At 70.1% G+C, this 25,909-nt stretch carries 23 protein-coding genes; 14 read left to right on the plus strand and 9 right to left on the minus strand.

All coding sequences use genetic code 11. From position 1 onward, the window contains the following. Positions 1-12: 12 nt before the first annotated feature. Positions 13-459 carry a hypothetical protein gene (locus tag OG885_RS02030; protein WP_405724946.1) on the minus strand — a complete coding sequence of 149 codons (447 nt, stop codon included), beginning with the start codon at positions 457-459 and terminating at the stop codon, positions 13-15. Continuing rightward, positions 456-1,460 (minus strand): hypothetical protein, encoded by a 1,005-nt coding sequence (locus OG885_RS02035; protein WP_405724949.1) that lies wholly within the window; start codon positions 1,458-1,460, stop codon positions 456-458. The genes OG885_RS02030 and OG885_RS02035 overlap by 4 nt, the downstream gene beginning before the upstream one ends. Positions 1,461-1,702: 242 nt before the next feature. Here OG885_RS02035 and OG885_RS02040 point away from each other — a divergent pair, with 242 nt between their 5' ends. From OG885_RS02040 to OG885_RS02060, 5 genes are all read left to right on the plus strand, one after another. Continuing rightward, on the plus strand, positions 1,703-2,074 hold the full coding sequence (locus tag OG885_RS02040) for a hypothetical protein (protein ID WP_405724952.1): 372 nt from the start codon (positions 1,703-1,705) through the stop codon (positions 2,072-2,074). Between the two features lie 122 nt (positions 2,075-2,196). Beyond that, positions 2,197-2,838: a hypothetical protein gene (locus tag OG885_RS02045; RefSeq protein ID WP_405724955.1), complete on the plus strand. Its 642-nt coding sequence runs from the start codon at positions 2,197-2,199 to the stop codon at positions 2,836-2,838. Further along, entirely contained in the window at positions 2,736-3,443 is a 708-nt protein-coding gene (locus OG885_RS02050) for a sensor histidine kinase (protein ID WP_405724958.1), read from the plus strand. The genes OG885_RS02045 and OG885_RS02050 overlap by 103 nt, the downstream gene beginning before the upstream one ends. Further along, positions 3,440-4,090, plus strand: a complete 651-nt coding sequence (locus OG885_RS02055) for a response regulator (RefSeq protein WP_405724961.1) — start codon at positions 3,440-3,442, stop codon at positions 4,088-4,090. The genes OG885_RS02050 and OG885_RS02055 overlap by 4 nt, the downstream gene beginning before the upstream one ends. Positions 4,091-4,703: 613 nt before the next feature. Then, on the plus strand, positions 4,704-5,057 hold the full coding sequence (locus OG885_RS02060) for an STAS domain-containing protein (RefSeq protein ID WP_405724964.1): 354 nt from the start codon (positions 4,704-4,706) through the stop codon (positions 5,055-5,057). A gap of 931 nt (positions 5,058-5,988) precedes the next feature. On the opposite strand, the gene OG885_RS02065 is transcribed toward OG885_RS02060, so the two are convergent. Next, positions 5,989-6,459 (minus strand): GNAT family N-acetyltransferase, encoded by a 471-nt coding sequence (locus tag OG885_RS02065; protein ID WP_405724967.1) that lies wholly within the window; start codon positions 6,457-6,459, stop codon positions 5,989-5,991. Positions 6,460-6,578: 119 nt separating this feature from the next. Between OG885_RS02065 and OG885_RS02070 the strand changes: the two genes are divergently transcribed. The 7 genes from OG885_RS02070 to OG885_RS02100 all read left to right on the plus strand — a co-directional run bounded on the left by OG885_RS02070 (position 6,579) and on the right by OG885_RS02100 (position 13,793). Continuing rightward, positions 6,579-7,343, plus strand: a complete 765-nt coding sequence (locus OG885_RS02070) for an SCO2525 family SAM-dependent methyltransferase (protein WP_405724970.1) — start codon at positions 6,579-6,581, stop codon at positions 7,341-7,343. 55 nt (positions 7,344-7,398) lie between these two features. Further along, the gene (locus tag OG885_RS02075) at positions 7,399-9,252 is read left to right on the plus strand and encodes an SCO2524 family protein (RefSeq protein WP_405724973.1); all 1,854 of its coding nucleotides are present in this window, start codon (positions 7,399-7,401) and stop codon (positions 9,250-9,252) included. A 1-nt stretch (position 9,253) separates the two neighbouring features. Next, the gene (locus OG885_RS02080; RefSeq protein ID WP_405724976.1) at positions 9,254-10,174 is read left to right on the plus strand and encodes an SCO2523 family variant P-loop protein; all 921 of its coding nucleotides are present in this window, start codon (positions 9,254-9,256) and stop codon (positions 10,172-10,174) included. Next, positions 10,171-11,157: an SCO2522 family protein gene (locus tag OG885_RS02085; protein WP_405724979.1), complete on the plus strand. Its 987-nt coding sequence runs from the start codon at positions 10,171-10,173 to the stop codon at positions 11,155-11,157. Before OG885_RS02080 ends, OG885_RS02085 begins: the two co-directional genes overlap by 4 nt. Position 11,158: 1 nt before the next feature. After that, complete coding sequence (locus tag OG885_RS02090) at positions 11,159-12,145, plus strand: SCO2521 family protein (protein WP_405724981.1); 987 nt, start codon at positions 11,159-11,161, stop codon at positions 12,143-12,145. A gap of 23 nt (positions 12,146-12,168) precedes the next feature. Continuing rightward, positions 12,169-13,155: a hypothetical protein gene (locus tag OG885_RS02095; protein ID WP_405724984.1), complete on the plus strand. Its 987-nt coding sequence runs from the start codon at positions 12,169-12,171 to the stop codon at positions 13,153-13,155. Positions 13,156-13,355: 200 nt separating this feature from the next. Further along, on the plus strand, positions 13,356-13,793 hold the full coding sequence (locus OG885_RS02100) for a universal stress protein (RefSeq protein ID WP_405724987.1): 438 nt from the start codon (positions 13,356-13,358) through the stop codon (positions 13,791-13,793). A 444-nt stretch (positions 13,794-14,237) separates the two neighbouring features. Here OG885_RS02100 and OG885_RS02105 read toward each other — a convergent pair whose 3' ends face one another. Both OG885_RS02105 and OG885_RS02110 read right to left on the minus strand, forming a co-directional pair. After that, a complete protein-coding gene (locus OG885_RS02105; RefSeq protein WP_405724990.1) occupies positions 14,238-16,022 on the minus strand; it encodes a ThuA domain-containing protein in 1,785 nt (594 codons plus the stop codon). Positions 16,023-16,039: 17 nt separating this feature from the next. Beyond that, entirely contained in the window at positions 16,040-18,886 is a 2,847-nt protein-coding gene (locus OG885_RS02110; RefSeq protein ID WP_405724993.1) for a PQQ-dependent sugar dehydrogenase, read from the minus strand. Between the two features lie 285 nt (positions 18,887-19,171). On the opposite strand from OG885_RS02110, the gene OG885_RS02115 reads away from it, so the two are divergent. Next, a complete protein-coding gene (locus OG885_RS02115; RefSeq protein ID WP_405724996.1) occupies positions 19,172-19,960 on the plus strand; it encodes an aminoglycoside phosphotransferase family protein in 789 nt (262 codons plus the stop codon). A gap of 127 nt (positions 19,961-20,087) precedes the next feature. On the opposite strand, the gene OG885_RS02120 is transcribed toward OG885_RS02115, so the two are convergent. Then, on the minus strand, positions 20,088-20,675 hold the full coding sequence (locus OG885_RS02120) for an RNA polymerase sigma factor (RefSeq protein WP_405724999.1): 588 nt from the start codon (positions 20,673-20,675) through the stop codon (positions 20,088-20,090). A gap of 290 nt (positions 20,676-20,965) precedes the next feature. Between OG885_RS02120 and OG885_RS02125 the strand changes: the two genes are divergently transcribed. Next, positions 20,966-22,006, plus strand: coding sequence for a MerR family transcriptional regulator (locus OG885_RS02125; protein ID WP_405725002.1), 1,041 nt, complete (start codon positions 20,966-20,968; stop codon positions 22,004-22,006). An 81-nt stretch (positions 22,007-22,087) separates the two neighbouring features. Here the strand turns inward: OG885_RS02125 and OG885_RS02130 are convergent, their stop codons facing one another. The 3 genes from OG885_RS02130 to OG885_RS02140 are packed head-to-tail and all read right to left on the minus strand — an operon-like array spanning position 22,088 to position 25,607. Then, positions 22,088-23,641, minus strand: a complete 1,554-nt coding sequence (locus OG885_RS02130) for an FAD-dependent oxidoreductase (RefSeq protein ID WP_405725005.1) — start codon at positions 23,639-23,641, stop codon at positions 22,088-22,090. After that, entirely contained in the window at positions 23,638-24,369 is a 732-nt protein-coding gene (locus OG885_RS02135) for a class I SAM-dependent methyltransferase (RefSeq protein WP_405725008.1), read from the minus strand. The genes OG885_RS02130 and OG885_RS02135 overlap by 4 nt, the downstream gene beginning before the upstream one ends. 50 nt (positions 24,370-24,419) lie before the next feature. After that, positions 24,420-25,607 (minus strand): lycopene cyclase family protein, encoded by a 1,188-nt coding sequence (locus OG885_RS02140; protein ID WP_405725010.1) that lies wholly within the window; start codon positions 25,605-25,607, stop codon positions 24,420-24,422. Positions 25,608-25,909 lie beyond the last annotated feature (302 nt).

Genomic DNA, 25,909 nt, shown 5'->3' on the forward strand with positions numbered 1-25,909 from the left:
AGGTTCCGAGGATCAGCGGGAAATCGTGAGCGGGAAGACGAGCCGGTCGTGGCGGTCGCCGGTGTCGATGTCGACCAGGAGCTCCCAGCGGCCGGTCATCATCAGCGGGAGTCCGGCAACGTGGTAGCGGTTGTCCGCGGTGCGTACGGCGGTGAAGTCGGGCACCGCGTGGCCCACGGTGGGCAGTACCGCGGAGACGGTGACGACCGGCGTTGCGGACCCGGTGGTCGTGGTGCTCGCGCGGGGCGTGAGGCGGACGTCGATCGCGGTGGTGCCGACCGCGGGTTCGTCGATCGTCAGCGTCACCGCATCGGTGGCGGTGCCGCTGGTGAGCGTCGCGCCGGCAGATGCGGAATCGGTCGTACCGGATGACGCCATCCACCGAAGCGTCAGCACGGTGACCATGACGGTCGCCAGGACGGCCGCGGCCATGAGGGCCCGGCGGGTACGCCGCGTCATCGTGTGGCCTCCGCGGCGTCGGTGACGTGCAGCAGATACGGGATCGTCAGGACGGTGTTGTCCCGTTCGGCCTGGATCCAGATCCGGTAATAGCCTGCGGTCGGGAAGGTGTAGACGAAGGACACCTCGGGGCCGTACGCGGCGACCGTCTCGTCGGCGGTGCTGTCGCCGTTGACGGAGGTCAGGCCGCTCATCGAGCTCATGTCGGTGTCGGAGTTCATGTCCATGCCCGCCATGTCGTCCGCGACGGAGCCCATGGAGTGGGAGTGGGCCCACACCTCGGCGTTCTGCGTCGCCGCCCCCACCGCCGTCGGCCGGGAGGACACCGGCCCGACGATGATCAGGTGCCCGACCATGCCGAGCCAGGGCTGCAGGGTCGCGTCGGTGCCGACCCGGGCGGTGAGGACGGCAGCCTTCCCCACGGTCAGCGAGGACGCGGTCAGCCGTACCCGCACGCCATCGACGGTCTGCGAACCGGGTCCCGAATGGGCTGATACGGCGGTGGCCTTGGTCTTGGTGGTGCCGGCCACCGCGTCGATGCCGGTGGCGGAGCGGTTTTGCTGGACGCCGCCCCCCACCCGTGCGAACTCGGCGGAGACCGCGTAATGGCCTGCCTCGGGAAGGGTCAACGGCACCTCGTACGTGCCGGGCCCGGTCCTGACCGGATGGAGATGCCAGAGCTGCCCCGAAGGACCGACGACCAACAGATGCATCAGGGCTCCGTCGTGGACGACGAGGTCGTCGGCGGGCAGGCCCGTGGAGGCGTCGGTCAGGGTCAGCCGCAGATCGTCGGTCTCCCCCGCGCGGAGCGTGGAGGACTTTATGGCCAGCGTGGCGGGTGGGCGTGAGTATTCGGTCAGCTGGCGCCCGACAGAGGAGTACGGATTGCTGACGCCGTCGATCGTGGCGTCGACCTGACCTCCCTGCGACGCGGGCAGCGGCAGCACGGACGAGAGGATCGCGCCGGTGACGGCCACCGCCAGACAGGCGACCACCCCCACCGGCCGGCACCATCGTCCACCACCCGCGTCGTCCCCGTACGGCCACGACGACGGTGACCAGGATGAAGACCCCGGCGCCGATGAAGCCCGCGTAGACGGCCTTCTCCTCCGGCGAGGTGACCTGCTTCGACACCACGAAGGGGATCGTCGCGGTGCGCTTGCCGTCGCCCAGCGTGAGCTCCCATGGACCGACCTGGTCGACCCGCAACTGTGCGGAGTAGGAGCCGGCAGTCTCTCCCAGCGTGACGACGGCCGTATCGGTGGTCGTACCCGACGCGGAGGCGACGGGCGAGGAGGTGGACACCCCGGTCGGCACCACGCCCAGCCTGATACGGCCCGCTGCCGTGCCGGTGTGTGTGATGACGTCCACATGCAGCGGCCCCGGGACGCCCGTGACGCGGCGCAGGACTACGGTCAGCTCCCTGTCGCCGAGTGTCTGGGCGACCTGGATGTCATTGCCGCTCGACGCGGAGTCCGCCGTCGCCACCGGGCTCGCGGTGAACAGCAGAGCCACGGCGCACAGCAGGCTCGCGAGGGCCGTCCGCACCCGGCGTCGTCGGGGCGGAACCGTTCTCGTACGGACGGGGATGGCGTTCATGGTCCGACCAAACTAGGAAGGCCCCTCCCTCACTGTCGTCACGACACCAGGGGATGTCGGGTCCCCCGGACGGGGGACCCGCCCACGTCCGTGACCAGGCATCATGGACAACCGCGACGGCCGACGAGAGGGGTACCGGTGCCCGGGAGGCAAGGGCGAGCGGAGCGCGGCATCGCGTCCGTCCGCCCCCACGACCTCAGCGGATCGCTGACCCGCCAGTCGATCCTGGTCGCAGCGACCACCCTGGTGGTCGACTGCCTCTCCTTCTTCCTGACCAGCGCCTCGTCCTATCCGCCGACCTGGCGCTGGGCCGTTCTCGTCGCGATCGTGCTGGTGGACGCCAGTCTGGCCACCGCGCCCCGGTGGTCGGGGGTGGTGGCCGTCGCTCAGGCGGCCGTCGCCGTCGTCGGCGCGGCACTGCTCCCCGGGGGCGGCGGCCCACCGCCGCAGCTCAACAGCGCGGGTCTGCTGATCTCCGCCTACCGCGCGGGCGCCTGGCTGAACACAGGGCCCGCCGTGGCGTCCCTGCTGTGCCTGGCGGCCGGAACCATCGCGGGGCAGCTGCTCGGCGGAGGCGACTTCGAGGAGGGGCGGCTCCTGCTCGATCCCATGGCCAACGCGCTGCTCCCCTGGCTCGTCGGCCGGTACACCACTGCCCGCCGCGCCTCATCGCCGAGTTGGAACAGCGCTCCGAGCGCGAACAGCGCGAGCGACGGCAAGCCCTCGCCGAAGCCATCGCGGAGGAGCGCAGCAGCATCGCCCACGACCTGCACGACGTGATCTCGCACCACGTGAGCGCCATCGGCGTCCACGCCGGTGTCGCCCGCCTCAAAGCCACCGCCTCGACGGACGCCGTGGATGTGACGGACTCACTGACGGCCGTGGAGACATCCAGCCGGGCCGCCATGCTCGACCTGCGCCGACTACTGGACTTCCTCCACGGCAACGCCTCGGACCCCGGCGGAGAAGACCGTCAGCCGGGCCTGGCCGACCTCGCCACCCTCCTGGACACCGTCAGCGCCGCCGGCCTGCATGCACAGGTCACCGTCCGAGGCGTCCCGTCACAGCTGCCCGACTCCCTGGACATCGCCGCCTACCGGGTGGTGCAGGAGATGCTCACCAACGCGCTGCGTCACGGAGACGGCCGTACGGCGGAGGTGGAACTCCGCTACGACCACGCAGCCCTCACCGTGACCACGACCAATCCCCTCCCGGCCCACGCCCGCGCCCAACCCGACTCACCGCACCGGGGACTCCAGGGCATCCGCAGCCGCGCAGCCCTGTTCGACGGCACCACCGGATACGGCCCCACGCCCGACGGCAGAGCATGGCTCACCACCGTGACCTTCCCCCTGTCCCCTCTGGATCCCATGGATCGCTCATGACGTTGCGCGTCCTGGTCGCCGACGACCACGCCATGTTCCGTTCCGGCCTACGCGCCGTCCTGGACACCCAGCCCGACCTCGAATGCGTGGCGGAGGCAGCGGACGGCCGCGCCGCGGTGAACGAGGTACGCCGGCTCCGTCCCGACGTGGCCATTCTCGACATCCGCATGCCGCGGCTCGATGGGCTCCACGCCACAGAGGCGATCCTGGTCGACCCGGGCAACACCACCAGGGTTCTGCTGCTCACCACCTACGACCAGGACACGTACGTCCATCGCGCGCTGCGCGCCGGCGCCAGCGGCTTCCTCCTCAAGAGCCTGCCGCCGGAGGAACTCATCGCCGCCGTCCGCGTCGCCGCGCGTGGCGACGCGCTCATCGACCCCTCGGTGACCCGCCGCCTCATGGCACGCCTCGCCGACAGCGTCGCACCGCCACCCGCTCCGGCCTCCCTGAACCACCTCACCGCTCGTGAGCGCGAGGTCCTCCTGCTCCTGGCCCGGGCGTACAGCAACGCCGAGATCGCCGCACGCCTCGGCATCGGCGACGAGACCGTCAAGACCCACGTCTCCCGCATCCTGACCAAACTCGACCTGCGCGACCGGGTCCACGCAGTCGCCTACGCCCATCTCCATGGCCTCGTCACCTAGGCAGGGCAGGTCCGAGAGGCACAAAGACGCTGTGCATGCCGGTAGGTGACAGGTGACCAGGCCGAAGAGGGCCTCGTACGTGCCGTCGCTTCGCTGACACCGGATACGTGGACAGGGGAAGCCGTGCGGGCAGGCGATCGTGCTCTCGATGACATACCGAGAAGCACAGGCTGGTGCCATGTGGTGGGTCCGGTGGACCATGACCGGGCGCATGCCCAGGGCCGAGACCTGCACCCTGCCGGCGTCCTGCCACGGCCCGGGTCATCACCGCTCTACGGCGGCGACCGCCGCTCCCGCTCTCCCACCCGCACGCCGGTTTGGCCCCTACACCTCCCCGGCCGCCACCGGCACCCTGACCACCCGCGCCCGGCCCATCCGCTCCGCCAGACCCTCCCGCACGCCGCCGACCCGGCACGCCTCGGTCAACAGGCCAAGGCCCGTCGCCGCCCCGTCCTGATCCTCAACCGTCGTGCCGCAGGCAATGGCCAACCCGGCGCGGAGAAACGCCAGGCCGCACCTGATCGCTGTAAACAGTGCAGAGCGTGCCGGGCCAGCCGGCAGCCGGGCAGCTATTGTCTGGATCATCAGCGGGCGTCGCGCGGACAGGTGAGTGATGGCGGATTTCTCGATCGATGCGAACGTTTCGGACGACTGTCTGCACATACAGGTCAAGGGCGAGATGATCTACGAACATCAGGCGCTGGTCCGCGCACGATTCGACGAGCTGTTGCAGCACAGCGAAGCCTGCATCGTGGTGGACCTGGCCCGGGTGGGGTTCTGTGATTCATCCGGCCTGAACGTGCTGCTGGACCTGCGCCGCCAGGCCGAGCAGAACGGCAGGCAGCTCGCCCTCGCATGCGTACCCGCCTCCCTGCGGCGCATCCTGGAAGTCACCGGAAGCGACCAGGTCCTGAGAATCTACGAGACCGTCGCCGAGGCGGAAGCCGCCTGCACAGCACAGTCCTGAGACCAAGGCCGTCACCAGCCGTCGGTATGTCGTTGCCGGGGTCGTTGCGCTGTGACGGCGTCTGCGACACGGCACCCACCGCCCTCCGCCCGCCGCGGAGCACCTGCTGTGGCAAGGCCGGAAGCCCAGGTTGATCTCGCGACGAACCACGGCGCCTCATCCCCGGGAGGAATCGCATCCTGAGCTGTGCGGCGCGGGGTGCCGCAGTGCCTTGCCGTGCGGAGCAGTAGGAGGGCGAGCATCGCCGCCAACAATTCACGGCCGAAGCCCTGGCTCCGACGGTCCAGGTCAAGCCGCCCGAGTCCGGGCAGGTCGGCCTCGCATACGCGTTGGCCGCGTGCGCTGCTTCACTCATCCTGAGGGTGACCGGTGCCACGGCGAAGGACGACGACACGAATCGGGGCATCGATGAATGGGCACGATCAGGGCGGGGGCGTCGGCATGCGGCCGGACATCACCGAACGAGACGTCCTGCGCGCACTGCAGAGCCTCGGCAGTCGACTGGAGATCGCACCCCGGCTCATCGCCGCAACCGGACGATACCGATCAGCGCGGCGGACATCCTCGTCACCTTCCACAGCCGCTCCATGAGGCGACGACCACCCGGCCCGAAGTGCAGGCCGTCATCGCCGAGTTGCGAGACGCCGCCGGTGCTCGGCCGAGGGCTGCGGTGATCAGTATGCTGCGCTCCTTCGAGGTCACCGAGTGCCTGGTCGCCGCCCACTCGCTGTATGCGCAGCCGCCCCTCCGCAGCCACGACGTGATGCGACTGGCGACAAACATGCTCAGCGAGGCCACCCATCTCCTGGGCGCGGAGCGGCTCATGGCCCCTGTCGGACCCGTCGACGGCAGTCGGCGGCGCGCCCTGCGGGGCATGGGCGACCGCCTCGACGGGGTCCGTCGCGGGAACGACGACCGCCGCGCCCCGGCATCACAGCTTGAGGGTCATGCCGAGGCGGTGGGCGCCGGGACCGAAGTGGTCAGGGTGTGGTCCCTCGGGATCAGGGACGAAACCGAGGGACTCGTACAGCGCTCGGGCCGGTTCGTTGGTGGGCTCCACCCAGAGCCGGACGGTGCTCGCCCCGTCGGAGCGCAGGGTTTCCAGCGCCTGCGTCATCAGGGTGCGGGCCAGTCCCTTCCTGCGTCTCGCGGGCGCGACGCCCAGGCTGAAGATCCAGCTTTCCCCTCTGTAGGGCGGTGTGGCGAGTACGTAGGCACACAGGTGGCCGTCGTCGTCATCGACGACCAGCAGATGGTCCGCGTAGATGTCCAGCAACTGGCGCAGGGTGGAGTTCCGCATCGGATCGTCGGGAAAGGCGGCACCGTCCAGGCGCAGAAGGTCGGGCATGTCCTGCCCGTTGGCCTCGCGAGGTTGGCCGGGCGGAAGCGAAGGTGCTGGCATCGCACCAGAATTGCCTGGCGCTCGCGCCGGTTCAAGTGCCTGGATCAGGCACGGCGCGTCGCGTATGGCCGTGCGTTCATCGCACCCCTCTTTCGGCGACAGTGTTGGTACCGTGAGGCATGCCTTTCGGATCATCAGATGGACAGGCACAGTTGAACGGGGACGCGCCGTGGGACGACTTCGACTCCGCGAAGTATGTGGAGAAGAACTACATCGAAGTGCTCTCCGTCGACGAGGAGATCATGTCGATCGTCCGCGGGCACTTCAGTGATCATTTCCGGGGGCTGCCCAATCTGCCGGTCCACGGTATCGACGTGGGGGCAGGAGCCAATCTCTACCCGGCTTTTCTGATGCTGCCCTGGTGCGACCGCATCACCCTGCTCGACCGGTCGAAGACCAATCGGGCCTACCTGCGCGGGCAGATCGAAGAACACGACGGCAGCTGGGAGAAGTTCTGGCAGAAGCTGTGCCCGGACGAGGCCTACGCCGGCTTTCCCGACGGCCCCTGGCCCCGGCTGCGCGAGGTCGCACAGGTCAAGGAAGGCGACATTCTTCGGCCGCTCGATCTGCCGGACAACTGGCAGACCGGCACCATGTTCTTCGTGGCGGAGTCGATCTCCACCGACCCGGAGGACTTCCACCGCGCCGTCCAGCACTTTCTGGAGGCACTCGCTCCGGGCGCGCCCTTCGCCGCCGCCTTCATGGAGCACAGCGCCGGATACCAGGTAGGCGATCTCTGGTTTCCCGCGAGCAATGTGGACCGTACGGAAATCGAGGCCAGTATCAGGCGTTTCACCGATTCCGTGCGGATCCATGAGATCGGCGAGCAGGGCGAGGTGCGCACCGGTTACGACTACATCATTCTCGCTTGCGGTTTCCGCTGAGCGGGTAGCTTTCTTTGACCGTCGTGGGGAGACAGGGACGGCAAGGGGGCGCCGGATGCGGATCAGGCCACGGCAGCATCTGCTCGACATGTGGCAGGCGCTGGCCAGGCATTCCTTCCCCGAAGGCGTGTGGGCCTGGAACGACACGGACGGGCGCAGCAGTGTCGCGGACGCCGAACGGCTGCTGTGCCTGCTCTATCCCGCCACCGAGATCCCGGCCTTCCGGCTGGACCACCCCGACACCACGCAGCTCGACGTGGCGAAGGCGCTCAGAGCCTGGGGGGACACCACGGACATCCCCCTGCGGCTCATCGACGTGCTCGGCGAGTTCATGGACCGCAACCGCTCCGGGCACAGGCCCGGCTTCGCCGGGGGCCACTACTTCGTCCCGGTCGACCCGGCCGGGGAACTCGCCCCGGAGCAACGGGACATCGACGTCGTCGACTCCTACTCCATGTCCGTCAGCCTGTGTCTGGCCGTGCTGGAGTTCCTCAAAGGATGCCGGAGCACGACCCGCCGGCAATCCACCCTCGACCGCATCGACCGGCTCCACAGCGACACCAGCCTGCGGCTGACCGCCGCACTCGTGGGCCTGCTGCGGTCCTTCACCGTGCACGTGATCGATATCGCGTCTCCGCAGGGGCAGGTTCTCGCCGGTCTCCTGGACCAGGACGGCCTGTCCGACCGTCAGGTCGTCGAGCGCTTCCAGCACCGGTTCGGGACCCTGCGCGCGACCATCACGGAAAGCCCCGGGCTCGACCTGCCCGCCGAGGTCCGTGACGAACTCACCAATCCCAACCGCCTGTTCGAGTGCGGATGGGCGTGGAGCGTTGTGCGGGACGCTCCGGAGGTTCCCCTCAAGGGCCCCGCCCATGAGACGGTTCCGCAGCCGCCCGGGGTCGCCCTTCCCCTGCCCAACCTGCACTTCACGGTCGTAGCGCTGGACGGCATCGTCGACCTGCTGTCCGAACGCACCCTCACCCGGGGTCTGCTCGACGCGGAGCAGCACAAGCTGGCCAACGCGCTGCGGCTGCGCTGGGAAATCACCCACCAGTACTGGTCGGCCCTCGCGCGCCTCGGTGAGGACCACTGGCCGCTCGCGAAGATCCCCTGGCGTACCACGTCCCAGCAAGCGGACTCGGCGTACTTCTCCCTGTCGGTCGTCTCCGTCCTCGTGCACGACATGATGCGTCGGCGTACCACCGGCCACGACCTCAGCAACCTCATCAAGGTCATGGAACGCCTCAACGAGCACGGGCGCTTCACGGGTGCCGCCACGAGCGACGGCCAGGAGAGCGGCCCGCACAGCCCAGGGGTCACCCTGCCGCTGCCGGGCAGCGAGGCGCTGGGGCCTGCCATGGCCTGGGTGATGGGCGACTTCCCCACCCAATTGCTCAAGCGCGCGGTCCAGTTGTGCTCGCTGGCGCAGAGGACCTCCGAGGAGGAGAAGCTGCTGCGTCTCGCGGAGGAGACCCTCGATCACGTGTGGAGCCACCGCATCGAGGACGGTGTGGGTATCGGCCTGTGGAGCGGCCTTCCGGTGACGGGCCTGCAGGCGCCGCTCCCGGCGGGGAGTCCTTCGTGGAGCATCACGGAGCGTGTCGCCGAGTGCATGGTCGCCGCGCACCTGCTGTACATCCAGCCGCCGAGCCACAGCCGCGACCTGTCCGGGCAGGCTCAGGAGGCGATCAGTGAGGCCGCCCATCTGCTGGGCAGGGAGCAGGAGATGTACCCGGCCCCGAGCCGGGCCACCGACCAGGAGAAGTGGATGAAGCGCCTGGAAGCCGACCTGGAGCGGGCGCACCGGCTGGTGGCCGAACAGGCGGGAACCGCGCTCGCGCTCGCCCTTGACGTCCTGGCCCGGCTGGACACCCTCGCCCGGGCCCGCGGCACCGACGGGAAGGGGTGACGTGCTCGTCTTCGCAGCCTCGGACAAGGGCGGCACCGGCAGGTCCGTCACCAGCGCCAACCTCGCCTACCAGTGTGCCCTGGAGGGCTCCGACGTCTGCTTCCTGGACTTCGATTTCGGATCCCCCACCGCCACCACCGTCTTCGACCTGCCCGACGTCCACCACGAGGCCGAGACGGCGGGACTGCACGCGTATCTGCAAGGCGTCGTCGGCGAACCCCTGCGCGTCGATGTCTGGGCCCACACGGAACACTCCGACCTGCGCAACCGGCCCAATGGCTCCGGCCGCCTCGTCCTCCTGCCGGGCGACCGCTACGGCGGTGAGTTCGTCACCGACCAGGAGCATGTGCACCGGTGCGTCGACCTCATCCTGCGGCTCAGACGCGAGTTCGACATGCTCATCGTGGACCTGAGCGCCGGACGCAGCTACGCCGTCGACCTGATCCTCCAAGCCACCACACCCGGACTCGGACTCGACCGGCTCCCCCACCGGTGGCTGGTCTTCCACCGCTGGACACGGCAGCACGTCGCCGCAGCGGCCGAACTCGCCTTCGGCCCACGCGGCATCCTCAGCACCGGCGAGAGCCTGGGCCACGACCGCCACGCACTGCGCGGCGCCATCCGCTTCGTACGGGCGGCCGTACCCGATCCGGACTCGCCCCTGTGGTCCCAGGTGGGACCGGCGAGGTACGCGTGGATGACCCAGTGCGACAGCACCCTGGAGAAGCTCGCCTCCAACCGCGGGCTGGGCCGCACCGTCATGGTCGCCAAGATCCCGCTGGAACCCGTCCTCCAGTGGCAGGAGCGGCTCATCACCGACCAGGACGTGCACGACCGCCAGATCGCCGACCCGCAGACCTGGCTGGCCCTGGGCAACCTCGCCCAGCGGCTGACCGACGACGGATTCTGGGGGGAGCGGTGAACCATTCCGTCCCGATCTTCCGCGAATCCAGCGCCGAACCACGCACCGAGTCCCTGCCGTTCTCCCATCTCTCCCTGGAGATCGGCCACTTGTACATGGAGGACATCGTCGAGGGACCCGAACGGCTACGGCGCCACTTCGCCACGGTACGACCGTGGGTGGACGCCGTGCGGTCCGGACTGGGCACGTCCCTCACCGGTGGACGCCCGCGCGTCAGCACCTGCTTCCTCATCGACGACTACTTCTCCCGGCTCGCCCCTCCCGACGAACTCCTGCCGACGCTGGTCCAAGAGGCCGCTCGCGCCGGACTGGCCGTCGACTACCTGGCCCGCGAATCCGCCTGCGCCACCGCTCCCGGTGCTGACGGCAAGCTCATCCACCCTGCCGAGTCCGTCGCGGCCAGGCTGGTGGAGTCCCCGCCACCGGGCAGCAGCGGCTTCCGGCCGCCCGTCAGCCGCACCGGCTGGCTCAGCAACGGTCAACGCACCCCCGCACAGCGCACCTCCGCCGCCCTGGACCCCACCACAGCGGTCTGGCACCCGCCCGCGGAGACCGGCGCGCGCGGCCACTCCGTCTTCATGGACATCGAGCTGTGGAACGAGACGGAAGGTCAGCGCACCTGGTCCTGCGCCTTCCTCGCCGCGGTGTGGCAACTGGTCCGGCTGGGACTGCTCCGCGACGGCGGCCGAGCGGTGCTCAAGCCGGTCGCCTGGCAAGACCCCGACTTCCCCGAGGAATGGGACGCGCTGCCCGCCGTGCTGCAGCTCAATCCCCAGGCCGCGCCGTTCACCGCGTACGCCACCTGCAGTGTGCTGCCAGGCCGGTTCCTGCCCGTCGAGCACGCCGTGCGTGTCATCCTCGACCAGGTCCACGTCGAGGAGGGGCCGCTCCGGCAAGCCGCGCAGCGCTCCGCGGACGAACGCTTCGACGTGCCCGCGGGCATCGCGGACCGTGTCACCTACGTGTTCCCGCCCGGACTGTGACATGACGAGCGCACCCACGGACCCCGGCTCCGTCCTCGCCTGCGGTGAGGTCCGCACCTGCCTGCTGCCCACCCGCGACGCGCTGGACGAGCCCACGGCCGTACGACTGCTGCAACTGCGCGCCGACGACCGCGTCAGGGTCTCCCGGCACCCCAACCGTCACGTGGCCTCCCCGGAAGTGCCGACCGGCGTCGACTGCCCACTGCCCTCCGACACGGGGACACGGGTCCGCGCGGTGGGCACCGTGCTCATGCGCGCGATGCTCGTGGAAGGCCGGGTGCTCCAGTCCTCCGCGTTCTTCTCCCTGGCCGACACCGGCACCGACCGGCGCCAACCCTGGGGCCACTACCTGGTCCGGCCCGGGCTGCTCGTACCCGTGGGGCGACCGGCCGGGCAGGCGGTCGCCCGCGGCTTCCTGCTCGGACACCGTCCAGGACAACTGGACATCGGGTCCATCGCCGAGGCCCTCACAGCGCGGATCTCTCGTCAGCACCGGGTCCTCGACCACGATCCGCCGCTCACCACCATCGACACCCGTCTGCGCTGGACCGCCGCACGGACGCTCCCCTATGACCGGCCCACCGTGCTGTTCACCAAGCACCAGGACGGCCTGAGGGTCGTGGAGCTGCGCCTGCCGCCCGACACCACGCCCGGTGCCGCAGCCGGTCTCTGCGAGGATCTGGCGCTGCACGACTGGTTGCTGACCACCGTCGCCGACAAACTCGACGGACTGCGGACCGGTGCCACGGACGACCGGTCCGGCCCCGGGGTCCTGGGACCGCTCGTCGACCACCTGCTGCACCTGTGGATGCCCCGGGCCCGCGTCGACAGCGCCCTGCACCCGGTATGGGAACAGTTGGACAGGACACCGGGCTACGGAAGGCAGTGGCAGACACTCGCCCAGCGCATTCGAGACCGACTGGCGCTGCTTTCACTTCACTCGCTCCCAGAGGTGCCGGAGCCGAGCCGACGGGGCACCATCTTGTGAGCATCTGACGGGGGGAGACGTATATGCAAGGCGATCCGGACACACCGCAACCGGCCACCCACGGGGTGCATGTCTCGCCCCTGATACTCAAGATCCTCATCACCATCGTCGTGAGCACCGGCGCGTACGTGCTCACCAACCTGGTGAAGCAGTCGGGCGACGAACTGTGGAAGATCGCGGTAGCCGTCGTCATCGGTGGTTCCACGCTCATCGTCCAGTACATGGTGGACTTCGAGCAGCGCCTGGCCACCGTCGAGACGGGTCACGTCGAGCGCAGCCGCCGGACGGACGAGCACTTCGACCACCTCAGTGACGCCGCCGCTCTGCTGAGCGACCTGGACGAGGCGGGCATGAGCACCAGCGACGCCAAACGGCTGATCACAAGTCTGAGGCGGGTCGGTCAACAGGGCCCGGAGATAGTCAAGGCGTTCGCCCGGTCGGAAGTCGAGAGTCTCGCCTCCGTCGTCACCGACCTGACCGGCAAGAGCGCGCACTGGCCGCGCGACAACAACGAATGGCTCATCCGCCTGACACAGTGCGCCCAACGGACGATCGACGCCACCAGCAGCTCCGTTGACCAGCCCTTCTGGGGCACGGACACGGCAGGGCCGTACCTGGACGCACAGACCGAGGCCATGGCGGTCCGGCAGGTCACCATCCGCCGCCTCTTCATGATCAAGGAGACCGAGGCGGAGGACCCCGTGGTCATGGCCCGCTTCACCGAGCTGTGCCAGGCCCAGCTCGACGTCGGCATCACGGTGCGCTATCTCGTCCTGCCGCCCACTCCGGAAACGAATCCGCACCCGAGGCCGGCCGCGCGGGACGTCGTCATCTTCGACACCGACCTGTACCTGGAGTTCGAACCCGACCAGCTCGGAGTCAACATCAAAACCACGCTCGACGCGCATCACGAACGAGTCAACCGCCAGGTCAGATGGTTCAACGCCCTCTGGTCGCGGGCCCAGGAGATCGTTCCCGACCCCGATCCCCACCCCGATCCGGTGCCCTGAGCCGGTGCCCTGAGCCGGTTCGGCGACATTGATGGCCATTACATGGACCCGCCGGTCGGCCCTCCCCGCGCCGGTGAGAGGATCATGCCGTGGAGACAGGAAGAACTCCTTCGGCGCCGGACGCGCCGAAGCGTCATGCCGTCCACCGGCGGCCCCGACCAGCCGGAGAATCCTCCGTGTCCACGGAAGGGGAATCAACCGTGTCCGTGTTCCAGCGCATCCTCGTCGCCGTCGACCCCGACCCCGCCCGACTCTCCGCCATACGCCTGGCGGGAGACCTGGCGAAGCTGACCAACGCCGAGGTGCGGGTCCTGCACGTCATCGCCTCCGCCGCTTCCCTCGCCACGGTCGTCGCCCTCGAGGACGACACCGAGGGCAAGGCCGTCGTCGACGAGGCGCTGGCGATCCTCGCCGAGAAGGGCGTCCGGGCGGAGGGCAGCCTCACCCGCGGGCTGACCACGCAGGTGGCCGAGTCCATCACCGAGTCCGCCGAGGCCTTCGGCGCCGACCTGATCATCCTGACCCCGCATCACCGGGGCTCCGTCGAGGCGCTGTTCAACCCCCGGGTGAGCGACGCGGTCGCACACCGCACCGGTGCGGCAGTGCTGCTCGCCCCTGAAGGCCCTGCCGAGGCCTGATCCCCGCGCCGCACACACCTGCGCCCGTCCCAGAGGAACATGCGGGACGGGCACAGGTCTTCGAGGTCCTGAGGCCGTGCATGGGTTGAGGATTGCCCCAGCGCACGGCGTCAGTGGCCGATGTCGCGTGCGTCGCAGCAAGAACTGGCCGCCTGTTCTCGCTTCCTCGTGGACGACGCAGACGGCCACGAGGTGGTTCCGCCGCTCGGGTGCGTCCAGGACGGCCACGACCTCCTGCGTCCGATCGCCGTTCGTGGTCCTGCACGACACGGATGCTCCTGATGGCGGTGCGACGGCACTGCAGCATTGCCGAGGGTGCGCTGAGCTGTCGACGGGATTGCGAGTCGTCGGAACATCCATGGACGGATGGGCCCCCCTTGGCCGTAGCGGCGGTCTACGTGCCGCTACGGCCCGCTGAGCGGAGGTTGCTGGTTTCTCAGGGGGTCAGGGGAGGGTCCATTTCTGGTTGGGGCCGGTGTGGCAGGTCCACAGATGGACCGGGGTGCCGTCGTTCCAGGTGCCGCCGGAAGCGTCGAGACACTTGCCGGACTGCGGATTACGGACCGTCCCGTCCGACTGCGGCGCCCACCGCTGCGCTCCCGTGCCGTTGCACGTCCACAACTGGATCTTCGTCCCGTCGGCACTCGCCCCGCCGGACACGTCCAGGCACTTACCGAGCGCGCGCACTGTGCCGTCCGCGGCCAGCGTCCAACTCTGCGCACCGCTGCCGTTGCACGTCCACAACTGCACCTGCGTACCGTCCGCCGTCCCGGCGTTGTCCACGTCGAGACACTTGCCGTTGACGCCCTTCACCGGGCCCGAGACGGGTCCGGGAGGGGTGGCGTCCTCCGCGTCGATCCGGATGTTGCGGAAGGCGACCTCGTCGCCGTCGCCGTGGTTCTGGATGCCGATGTAGCCCTGTTGGAGACTGCGGGCGGGATCGGTGTTGGTGAAGTCGTTGATCTTGGACCCGTTGAGGAAGATCTCCAGTCGTTCGCCGGTGACGCGGAGTTCATACGTGTTCCACTCCCCCGGCGGATTCAGTGCCGCGTCGCGTGCCGCGAGGTCGGCGGACTGGAACCCGTACACGGCGCCCGTGGTCCGGTCGGCCGCGTCGGTGGCGTCGATCTGGATCTCGTACCCGTTGTTGACCGCGGACCAGGGGTCGTCGGAGGCGGGGAAGCCCAGGAAGACACCGGAGTTGTCGTCGCCGGCGGCTTTCCAGTCGAGCTTGAGGGAGTAGTCGCCGGTGAACTCCTCGGCCGCGTACCAGAGCATGCCCAGGCCGCCGTGGGAGGTGAGGCTGCCGTCGGCGGTGAGGGTGAAGCCGCCGGGGCCCGCCTGCCGCCAGCCGTTGGTGGAGGTGCCGTCGAACAATGAGGTGTAGCCGTTCTCCGGGCGGCAGTCCGCATGGGTCATACCCGCGGCCCAGCGGATGCCGCCCAGGAGGTGTCGTCGGAAAGCGGGGTCGCTGTACGACTCCTCGGTGTGTCCGCCTCCGGTGTAGAACGCCCGGCCCCCTCGGTAGTCCTTGCACCATGCGATCGGATGGTCCCCGGACATGTTCCCGCCCGTGTAGCTGGACTCGTCGAGGGAGGCGAGCACGTGTGCGGTGGTGCGGGGGTTGGTGCGGTAGTTGTACCACTCGTCGGTGCGCTGCCAGGTGGTGCCGAGGTGGGCGGTGGCGTCGTGGGCGCGGTCCTCGACTTTGACGGTGGCGGGCTGAATGGCGGGGTGGGAGTGGAACAGGGCCCCGGCCAGGCCCTCGTAGAACGGCCAGTCGTACTCGGTGTCGGCGGCGGCGTGGATGCCGACGTAGCCGCCGCCGGCGTTGACGTACTGCTCGAAGGCGGTCTGCTGGGCGTCGCCGAGGACGTCGCCGGTCGTGGAGAGGAAGACGACCGCCTTGTACTGGCCGAGGTTGGCGGCGGTGAAGACCTGGGGGTCCTCCGTGGCGTCCACGGTGAAGTTGTTGGCCGCGCCGAGGGCTTGCAGTGCTGAGACGCCCTCGTCGATGGATGAGTGCCGGAAGCCCGCGGTACGGGAGAACACGAGGATCTTGTACGAGGGGTCGGCCGCCGCGGCGGTCGGGGCGAGGGGGGCCGGTTCCGCCTGGCGGGTCGGGCCGGCGGGCGTGCCCGTCGGTTCGGGTACGGCGGTGGCTTGCGGGGTCAGGCAGAGCAGGAGGCCGGTGAACAGGCCGATGGTCGCTGTGAGTCGCGTACGCATGTCAGGTCGCCTCCTTTCTAGGGAAGGGTCCATTTCTGGTTGGGGCCGGTGTGGCAGGTCCACAGATGGACCGGGGTGCCGTCGTTCCAGGTGCCGCCGGAAGCGTCGAGACACTTGCCGGACTGCGGATTACGCACCGTCCCGTCCGACTGCGGCGCCCACCGCTGCGCTCCCGTGCCGTTGCACGTCCACAACTGGATCTTCGTCCCGTCGGCACTCGCCCCGCCGGACACGTCCAGGCACTTGCCCAGCGCGCGCACTGTGCCGTCCGCGGCGAGGGTCCAACTCTGGGCACCGCTGGCGTTGCACGTCCACAACTGCACCTGCGTACCGTCCGCCGTCCCGGCGTTGTCCACGTCGAGACACTTGCTGTTGACACCCTTCACGGGGCCGGTGCGCGTTCCCGCGCCGGAGGTGGTGAAGGAGAACTCGTCGACGTCGAACAGGGCGCCGCTGCCGCCCTTGAAGACGAGGTACAGCTGGGTGGTGCCGCTGGGTTGGTCGGCCAGAGTGGTGGTCACGTCCTGGAAGGTCTCCCAGCCGCCGGTGACGGGTACGGTCGCGGTTCCGAGGAGGGTTCCGGTCGGTGATCCGGAGCGGATCTCGAGGGTGCCGCCGGCTCCCGCCGAGGAGACTCGGGCGGTGAAGCCGGTGGTGTTGGCGAGGGCGTACGGCGTGAAGGAGATCCAGTCGCCGTTGTCGATGTTGCCGACGGTCTTGCCGCCGTGGGCGGCGGCGTGGGTGATGACGTCCACGCCGGAGGAGTTGCCGTAGTGCTCGGCCTGTCGGTGGGAGGGCTGGGTGACGTGCTGGTCGTGTGCGGTCAGCGCGGGCTGGCCGCCTGCGCCCTTGTCGGTGTACTCGGCGTCGATGACGCCGAAGATGTTCGCGTTGGGGTCGTGTTCGCCGTCGGCCAGGGTCTGGAGTGTTCCGCTGCATCCGGTCGCCGAGGTCTGCGGGTGGCCGTGGCTGTCGTGTCCGACGATGAACGACACCTTCACCTTGGCGCAGTCGATGGTGCCGTCCTCGGGATCGGTCACCGTGACCTTGAACGGGATCGCCGCTCCGAAGTCGTAGATGCTGCCGTTCGCGGGCAGGTCGAGTCGTACGGTGGGCGCGGTGTTGCCGACCGTGAGCTGCACGGACGCGGTCGCGGTCTTTCCGGTCGGGTCGGTGACCTTCAGCGTGGCCGTGTACTGGCCGTTGGCGGTGTAGGTGTGGGAGGGGTTGGCGGCCGTGGAGGTGGCGCCGTCCCCGAAGGTCCAGGCATAGGTGAGAGCGCCGCCGTCCGGATCCGCGCTGCCGGACGAGGAGAAGGCGACGGTCAGCGGGGCCACGCCGGAGGTGATGTCGGCTTTGGCCTGGGCGGTCGGCGCGAGTCCGTCGGTGGCGTACTCGATGCGGTACAGGGCGGAGTTCTCGTCGCCGTTGAAGTAGCCGGTGCCGTAGTCCAGGACGTACAGGGCGCCGTCCGGTCCGAAGGCCATGTCCATCACCTGGGTGCCGCTCCAGGGGACGGGGTTGATGGACTGCACGGTGCCGTCGGTTCCCGCCTCGATGCGCTTGATCCAGCGGGGTCCGAACTCGCCCGCGAAGAAGTCTCCGTCGTACTCCTGCGGGAACTTGACCTCGGAGGTCGATGCGGCGTCGTACCGGTAGACGGGGCCGCCCATCGGCGACTCCGAGCCGCCGCCGAACTCCGGTACGGAGTCACCGTTGTAGGGGATCCAGGCCGGCTGTGCGGCGGGCAGGTCCGTGAGACCGGTGTTGCGGGGTGAGGTGTTCTTCGGCGCCGAGCAGGTGAACGTGGCTCCTGAGGTGTTGGTGGCGAAGTCGTAGTCGACGTAGGCGTCGTTGCGGCCCGTGCAGTACGGCCAGCCGTAGTTGCCTGCCTTGGTGATGCGGTTGAACTCGACCTGGCCCTCGGGGCCTCGTCCGGCCGAGGAGGTGCCGGAGTCAGGGCCGTAGTCACCGAGGTAGACGATGCCGGTGGCCTTGTCGACGCTCATGCGGAAGGGGTTGCGGAATCCCATCGCGTAGATCTCGGGGCGGGTCTTGGCGGTGCCGGGCGCGAAGAGGTTGCCGCTCGGGATCGCGTACGTGCCGTCTGCGTCGACCTTGATGCGCAGCACCTTTCCGCGCAGGTCGTTGGTGTTGCCCGCGGAACGTTGGGCGTCGTAGGCGGGGTTGCGGGAGGCCCGTTCGTCGATGGGGGTGAAGCCGTCCGAGGCGAACGGGTTGCTGTCGTCGCCCGTCGACAGGTAGAGGTTGCCGGCCGCGTCGAAGTCGATGTCCCCGCCGACGTGGCAGCAGATGCCGCGGGAGGCGGGAACGTCGAGGATCTTCTTCTCGCTGGCCAGGTCGAGGGTGTTGTCGGCCTTCAGCACGAACCGGGAGAGCCGGTTGACGCCGTCGAACGGCGTGAAGTCGGAGGCGGCTCCGTCGGACGGGGCGTCACCGCCGGGCGTGCTCAACTGAGGTGCGTAGTAGAGGTAGACGAAGCGGTTGGACGCGAAGTCCGGGTCGGCCGCGATGCCTTGCAGGCCTTCCTCGTCGTGGCTGTATACGGTGAGTTTGCCCGCCACGGCGGTGTTGCCGTTCGCGTCGGTCCGCCGGACGGTGCCGTCGCGCGAGGTGTGCAGTACCGACCGGTCCGGCAGGACCGTCAACGTCATGGGCTCGCCTGTCTCGGCCACGCCTTTGGCGAGCGTGACCTGCTGGAACGCCGGGGCCGCCGCGCTCGTGCCGGTCGGCCGATCCGGCGGTGCGGCACTCGCGGTGCCCGGGGCGAGGAAGCCGACGGCACACACCACCGTCAGTGCCAACGTGCGGACGAACCTGGGTCTGAGCAGTCTTGTGCGCACAGAGTCTCCCGAGGGGTGGGGGTGACAGCGGGACACGATCGGTCCCGTCTAGGGGAGAACAGGCGCGCGCCGTCGCGCCGTTGAACCGGCCATCTGTGAATGACCGGTTCATTTCAAGGAAGTTAGCGGCCTTCGTGCGGACGCGTAACCCCTTTCGCGCCTGATCTCTCGACTTTTTCCATGACTAGGACAAAGTCTCGATGTCGGGCGGCGGCGCTCGGCAGTCAGAAGGCCAACAGCCGACAGGGGCAAGGGGTTTGATATTGGTTAGGTAGCTTGAACCCCGTGACGAGCGAGGAAGTGATGCAAGACGGTGTCCACCGCCGGGTGGTGCGGGTGGGTGACACTGTCCGCAGGCCCGTCCAGCCGTGGACGCCGACCGTGCATGCGCTGCTGCGGCACCTGGCGGACGTCGGCTTCGCCTGTGCGCCACGCCCACTGGGAATCGACGACGAGGGTCGAGAAGTCCTCACCTACATCGAGGGCGAGTCCGGGCCGTCAGGCTGGGCCAAGGTGGTGGGCGGTCAGGGGCTGCGGAACTTCGCCCGGCTGTTGCGCGACTACCACGACGCCTGTCGGGACTTCGCACCTCCGCCCGGGGCGACCTGGTCCACGGGCGCCGCGGCCCCGGGCGGCGGCGAGGTCATCTGCCACGGGGACTTCGGCCCCTGGAACGTAGTCTGGCGGGGCGACCGGCCGGTGGGCCTCATCGACTGGGACTTCGCCCGTCCGGCGCCACCCATGGAAGACATCGCCTACGCATTGGAATACGTCGCCCCGTTCCGTGACGACGCCGAGTGTCTGCGCTGGCTGCACCACCCGACCCCGCCCGACCGCCGTGCGCGGCTGGAGGACTTCTGCGGCGCCTACGGCCTCGACTCGACCGCGGGCGTGGTCGACGCCGTGATCGCCAGACAGCGGCAAACTCTCGACCACGTACGCCAGTTGGCCGAGCGGGGCCACGAGCCGCAGGCCGGCTGGGCCGCCGACGGTCTCCTGACACAACTCGCCGACAGGATCGACTGGAGCACATCGCACCGGCACCTGGTCGAACGCCGCGAGACCGGGCGCTGAGCCGGCGTCACCCGACGCGCCGGGCGCGCAGACACCGCGGGTCCTGCCCGTGGTCCGTGTCTGCGGATCGCACCGTTGTGCCGACGGGCCATGATGCTGATTGAGTTGAATCGATTGTGCGTCGATGTCACGCGGCGCAGGCGACGGGGTCGTCCTCGCGCAGACGGGAGGCGAGGCGGCGCAGGCCGCGGCGGGCGTGGCTCTTGACGGTGCCCAGGGGCCAGCCGGTGAGTTCGGCGATCTGGGTCTGGGTCAGGTCGTCGTAGAAGGCCAGGTTGAGCACCCGGCGCTGCGGTGCCGGGAGCAGCGACATCTCGTCCGCGAGCAGGACGTGGTCGATGGCGGCCTCCGGCCGCACGGCTTCGTCGGTGGCCCTCAGCATCAGCTCGGCGCCCGCTGCGGCGACCAGTTCGGTGCGGCGGGTGCGGGCCGCCAGCGCGTCGGCGACCTTGCGCCGGGTGATGCCCGTGAGCCAGCCGGGCAGGGTCCCGCGGTCCGGCTTGTATCCCGCCCGGCCGCGCCACGCGGCGAGAAAGACCAGCTGGGTGACGTCCTCGGCTTCCCTGGCGTCCCCCAGGGCACGCCGGGCCAGGGTGTACACGAGGGAACCCCACTGCTGGTACACGGTGGCGAGACAGGTCTCGTCCCCCCTGAGGAATGCGTCCACCAGCGCACTGTCGTCGATGTCCGCGCCGGTTCGCTGTGCGGTCGTCATGGCTCCTCCTCCGCCGGGCCTCGCGGTCGCCGCGAGCGACTGCTGCTCCTCCACAGTGCGCAATCAATGCGAGATGGACCACTCGCATCGTCTCTGCATCGAATCCGTCTCTCGGTGCGGATCACAGTCCGTTCGTGCATCCGTCAAGCATCCGAAGGAAGAACAGATCAGGGCGGGGAAGGCGAAGGCGAGACCGAACGGGAGGCCCTTGTGAGCGGAGTCGAGCGTGTCGTGCCGGCGCGGCATCCGGGCGCTCACGCCCGCTCCGCCCTGTACGTCGGGACCTTCCCATGGACGTGAGCGAACCGACGGCAGCGATTCCCGCGGAGGCCGGGGTGACGACCGGTTCCCTCGCCAGACGTCTGGGCGTGTCGCCCACCACGCTGCGCTCGTGGGACCGGAGATACGGCCTCGGCCCGGCAGCCCGGGCCCAGGGACGCCATCGCAGGTGGACACCCGACGACGTCGCCATGGTCCTGGAGATGTGCCGGCTGACCGCTGTCGGCATTCCGCCGGGGGAAGCCGCGCGGGCCGCCAAGAACCTCGCCCATCGAGACCCCGCACACCAGAAACCGGCCGAGTTCCCGCTTGCCACGGACGACGCATCCGGCTCCCCGTACGCCTCCCGCTCCGGCAGCGGCCTGCCGCTCGGAACGGTGCGACCCGAATGCAAGGGCCTCGCGCGCGCCGCCGTACGGCTGGACGCCGCAGCGGTCCAGGAGCAGCTCACGACGTCCGTCCGCACCCACGGGCTGGTCGTCGCGTGGGAGGAGATCCTGGCCCCGGCCCTCCAGGCCGTCGGACGCAAGTGGCAGTCAGCCGGCGAACGCTACGTCGAGGTCGAGCACCTCCTGTCGTGGCACATCTCAACGACGATCCGCCACGTCTACGTGAGTGCCGCGGCCACCCGGGCGTCATCGTCCTCGGCCCCCGTGATCCTCGCCTGCGTGCCCGGCGAACAGCACACGCTGCCGCTGGAGGCACTGAACGCCGCGCTCGCCGAGCGGCAAGTCGCCACCCTCATGCTGGGCGGCGCGGTCCCGGCGGAGGCACTGCTGGCCGCGGTGCACCGTGTCGGGCCGAGTGCGGTCGTCCTGTGGTCGCAGTCCTCGGCGACGGCCGCCATGGAGCTGGCCCAGCACATCGCCTCCACCCACTGGGGCGTCCGCGGCGCCCGCACCCGCAGCCGCGTCCTGCTCACAGGGCCCGGCTGGGGCCGCACACCACGCCCCGGACAGCTGCGTCCGCACGGCCTGCACGAGGCCCTGGTCATGCTCGACGCGCTGGCGAGCAGGGCGCGTGCAGCACAAGCCGCCGGCGACGTTCCCTGAGGTCGGGCGAGACCTACGGCTACGGCGCGCGGTGGGCGATCCACGCCGCAGGAGTCAGGTCGTACTCCGCACGCACAGAGGTCAGGCAAGGCGGGCAAGCCCTCTCAGCAGCGCGCTGCGGCCGCCGTCCGGAACCGTCCACAGGGTCTGGCCTCTGACGCCCCACCGTTCGAGTAGCGCGTTGGCCGCGAGGAATCCGCTGGTGGCCGCGCGCTCCATGAGTGCGACCGGCAGTTCCGTGCGGACCAGGTCACCGGCGACGACGAGGCCGGGATCGCTGGTGCGTACGGTCGGCCGGTCGTCGTAGCCGCCCACCGGGAACAGGGGGCAGTCGGCGCGCCATTCGTGCCGGGCGTCGACCACCGCGGCCGTGCGGGACTCCGGATACACCCGGTGCAGCTGCTCCACCAGATGTTTCTGTTCGACGTCACGGACAGCGCCTTCGGGCAGGGCGTAGGCGTGCAGTTCCACCACGGAGCCCCCGGTCCGCGAGGCCCAGCGCGCCGCCTCGCCCTCCCAACGGTCCAGGACGCTGACGTTGTCGAGGCTGCCGTAGCCGCTGGTGCCGAGGAAGCCGGGCCGGTCCGCGGCGACCGGGCGGTCCAGCCACAGCCGGGACACCAGGAAGGGCGGCGCGGTGCGGAGCCCGGCGATCCGCTCGCGCCACGCCGCGTCGGCCAGCCCCGGCGAGCGCGCCACGAGCGCGCGCAGTCCTGCCGCGTCCAGGGCCAGGACCACCGTGTCGTGATGGTGTGCGTCCGGTCCTGCGGCGACGACGAAGCCACCGTCCGGCCGGGATTCCACCGAGTCCACAGGAGTGGCGGTGCGCAGGTCGACACCGTGACCGGCGAGATAGGCGGCGAGGGGGTCCCACAGGGCGGTGGGGAACGGTTCGTCCGGCACGTCGAACAGAAGGCCTTCGGCCGAGCCGAGGAAGTAGATGTGGAACATCAACACCATCTCCGCCGCGGACAGTTCGCGCGGATCGGCGAAGAAGCTTCTGGAGAACACCTCGAACGCCAGGTGGTGCGCGGCCTGCGGGAAACGGATCGAGTGCAGGAAGTCGTGGGCGCTGACGTCGTCCAGCCGGGTGTAGACGCCCGGGACGCGGACATCGAGGAGGGGCAGGGCGGCCCGGGGGCTCATGCGGGCCAGGTCACCCAGGCCGAAGGTGGGGCTCAGGGCGACGAAGCCCAGAGCACTCCAGGGTGGGGTGCGCGGGACGTGCCGGAAGCTGTCCTCGATCCCGTCGGCGTGCCGCAGTGGGTAGTCGGGCAGGCCCCGCAGGCGCTCCAGTCCGGGATCGGTACGGCGCAGCAGTCCGCGCAGGTTGTAGTACTGACGGAAGAAGGCGTGGAAGCCGCGGCTCATGGTCACGCGGCTGCCGTCCGCCAGGACCGTCGGCCAGCCCGCGAGCCGGCCGCCCAGGGTGCGCCTGCGTTCGTAGAGCGTGACCCGGACACCGCGCTCGGCCAGGGCCGTCGCGGCTGCCAGTCCTGCGATGCCGCCGCCCACGACCGCCGTCGACACGGTGCGGTCGCTGCTCACACGCTTCGTGCCGGGCACGGGCAGCACGGTGCGCGCACGCCGGTCCCGACCGCGCCGGACCGCCGGCTGCCGTCGCCGCGCGCTCATCGGACGGCCTCGGCGCCGACGGCGGGACGGCGGGCGACGACCGTGTGCGTGATGCCGGTCTGCCATCCCGGCAGGGGCAGCACCCGGACGTCGGTGAAGCGGGCGTCGCGCACCCGGTCGGCGAAGTCTCCCGCCGTGTCGAACTGCACGACGCTGCGCCACAGATGGCGGTACAGGTCACCGTCGCCGAGCAGGGCCGCCACCGGCAGGACCAGACCCCGGCACACTGCGGTCCACACCGCGCGGTCGACGGCCCGGCCGCTGAGGGTGTACTCGTGCACCGCCAGCCGGCCACCGACGGCGAGGACGTCATGCACCGAGGCCAACACCGCGTCGGGATCGGCGACGTTGCGGAAGAGGTAGGCGGCGAAGACGGCGTCGAACGGTCCCCGCACGCCCGCCTGCGCCAGCCGTTCCGCGGGGGACTGAACGAATCTCACGCCCGGCGGCCACCGCTTGGCGGCAGCACGCTCCAGCATGCCCGCGGAGGCGTCCACCGCGACGATCTCCGCGTCGGGCAGCACCCGCGTGAGCGCCGCCGTCGAGGCGCCGGTACCGCACCCGAGGTCCAGCACCCGCAGGCCGCCGCCGTGACGCGGCAGTTGGAGGCGGCGCACGGAACGGCGCAGATGGGCGTGGTAGCCGGGGTTCGCGGCCACCAGCGTGTCGTAGCTGCGCGACGCGTGGTCGAACGCGGCGGCCAGGTCCTCGTCGCGCAGCAGGTTCATGCCGTCTCCTGCATCGGGGTGCACAGAACTCCTTCGTGCCGTCATCACGGTCAGGGGGCAGGCCTGCGGGGAAGCCAGAAAAGGTCGGCGGCCGAGCGGAGCATCGGCAGCACCGGTGTACGGCTGCCGAGGGCGAGGTCCTCGCCCAGCCGGGTCCGTCCGTCGAGGAAGCGCAACAGCCGCTCCGCCGACACGTGTGTGAAGAGGCGTGAGAAGAACGCCGCTCCGTCCACGCGTCCGCTGTCCAGTGCCCTGAGCAGGACGGCGTCCATGGCGAGCGAGCGCGCGGAGTGCGCGGGCGGTGGCTCCGGACGGCGGCCCGCGTACAGGGCTTCGGCGATCGCTCGCGTCTGGCGCTGGACGGCGGAGAAGGTGTACCCGGTCGCCGGTCTGGTGGCGCCTCCCGCGGCGCCGATGCGGAAGACCGAGGGCGCTGAGCGGCGGGCGAAGCGCGCGTCGGTCATCGGGATCACGCCGGTCTCGGTCGACAGGACCTCGAAGGACCCGAGGCGCAGCACGTCCTCCGTGTAACGGCGCAGTTCGGCCTCGTAGGCCTGCCGCGACAGCACGGCACGCGAGAACCGCGTGTACTCCACCAGCGCCTCGTGCGGGCTGGTCGGCAGCACGTATCCGAAGGCGAGGCCCCGGGCCGGCTGAGGCACCCGGAAGTCCATGAACTCCACCGTGCCGGGATCGAACACGGGCCGCTCGGTGCGGACGAACCAGCCGTGGAAGTGCTGCAACAAGGTGGTTCGGGCCGCGGGGAGACTCCCCAGTGGCCGGGAGTCGAAGACCCAGCGCGCACGGACCACGAGAGGGCGCCCCCGGTCGTCCCGGGCACGGATCTCGGCCCCGTCGGCGCAGGGGTCCACCGTCTCCACGGCCGCTTCCAGCCAGCGGATGTCCCGGCTGTACGCGACCTCGCGCTCGACCAGGCGCTCGAATTCCGTGGAGCGGATCATCTTGTAGGAAAGCGGGGCGATGTCGTCCTCCAGCGGACGGCCCGCGGGTGTGTGCAGGCGCAGCCGCCGCCAGGTCGCGGTGACCGCGGCGTCGTAGGGTCCGGGGCCGTTCTCCCAGAAGCACCAGGTCCGTTCCGGCGGCCGCAGCGGACCCGGCGGGGCGTCCAGCAGGACGACCGTCACGCGCCGGGCACCGGAAGCCGGCCGGGCGAGGCGGTGCACGAGAGACAGTCCCGCGGCTCCCGCGCCCACGATGGCCACCTCGGCCTCCCACATGTCCCCTCTTCCCTCCCTGCGCGCACCGCCGGGGTCGCGCGCCCGGCGGTGCGGGCAACTGCCCGTCGGACTCCCTTCCGTGCAAACCGTAGACACGGATGCAGGCAGCCCCGGGAAACCGAGGGACGACGCGCGGAGGGACGCGCGGGACGACGGCACGGGGGTGAGCGGGGCCGGCGCTACGGGAGGGGGTGACCTGGGCAGGGCCCGGTGGCTGCTCCGCCGTGCGGTCGGCGGCCGGTCCGTCGAGCATGGACGGGACGGGGCCCGGGCCCCACCTGGCATCACCTCAGCAGCGCCGT

It is taken from the genome of Streptomyces sp. NBC_00028, from assembly GCF_045041065.1.
GTDB lineage: Bacteria > Actinomycetota > Actinomycetes > Streptomycetales > Streptomycetaceae > Streptomyces.

What these genes read in the sequence shown, in the direction of transcription:
- OG885_RS02030 (WP_405724946.1), bottom strand. Translation starts at nt 459, where the DNA reads ATGACGCGGCGTACCCGCCGGGCCCTCATGGCCGCGGCCGTCCTGGCG.
- OG885_RS02055 (WP_405724961.1), top strand. Translation starts at nt 3,440, where the DNA reads ATGACGTTGCGCGTCCTGGTCGCCGACGACCACGCCATGTTCCGTTCC.
- OG885_RS02060 (WP_405724964.1), top strand. Translation starts at nt 4,704, where the DNA reads ATGGCGGATTTCTCGATCGATGCGAACGTTTCGGACGACTGTCTGCAC.
- OG885_RS02065 (WP_405724967.1), bottom strand. Translation starts at nt 6,459, where the DNA reads ATGCCAGCACCTTCGCTTCCGCCCGGCCAACCTCGCGAGGCCAACGGG.
- OG885_RS02070 (WP_405724970.1), top strand. Translation starts at nt 6,579, where the DNA reads ATGCCTTTCGGATCATCAGATGGACAGGCACAGTTGAACGGGGACGCG.
- OG885_RS02075 (WP_405724973.1), top strand. Translation starts at nt 7,399, where the DNA reads ATGCGGATCAGGCCACGGCAGCATCTGCTCGACATGTGGCAGGCGCTG.
- OG885_RS02090 (WP_405724981.1), top strand. Translation starts at nt 11,159, where the DNA reads ATGACGAGCGCACCCACGGACCCCGGCTCCGTCCTCGCCTGCGGTGAG.
- OG885_RS02095 (WP_405724984.1), top strand. Translation starts at nt 12,169, where the DNA reads ATGCAAGGCGATCCGGACACACCGCAACCGGCCACCCACGGGGTGCAT.
- OG885_RS02105 (WP_405724990.1), bottom strand. Translation starts at nt 16,022, where the DNA reads ATGCGTACGCGACTCACAGCGACCATCGGCCTGTTCACCGGCCTCCTG.
- OG885_RS02120 (WP_405724999.1), bottom strand. Translation starts at nt 20,675, where the DNA reads ATGACGACCGCACAGCGAACCGGCGCGGACATCGACGACAGTGCGCTG.
- OG885_RS02125 (WP_405725002.1), top strand. Translation starts at nt 20,966, where the DNA reads ATGGACGTGAGCGAACCGACGGCAGCGATTCCCGCGGAGGCCGGGGTG.
- OG885_RS02130 (WP_405725005.1), bottom strand. Translation starts at nt 23,641, where the DNA reads ATGAGCGCGCGGCGACGGCAGCCGGCGGTCCGGCGCGGTCGGGACCGG.
- OG885_RS02135 (WP_405725008.1), bottom strand. Translation starts at nt 24,369, where the DNA reads ATGAACCTGCTGCGCGACGAGGACCTGGCCGCCGCGTTCGACCACGCG.
- OG885_RS02140 (WP_405725010.1), bottom strand. Translation starts at nt 25,607, where the DNA reads ATGTGGGAGGCCGAGGTGGCCATCGTGGGCGCGGGAGCCGCGGGACTG.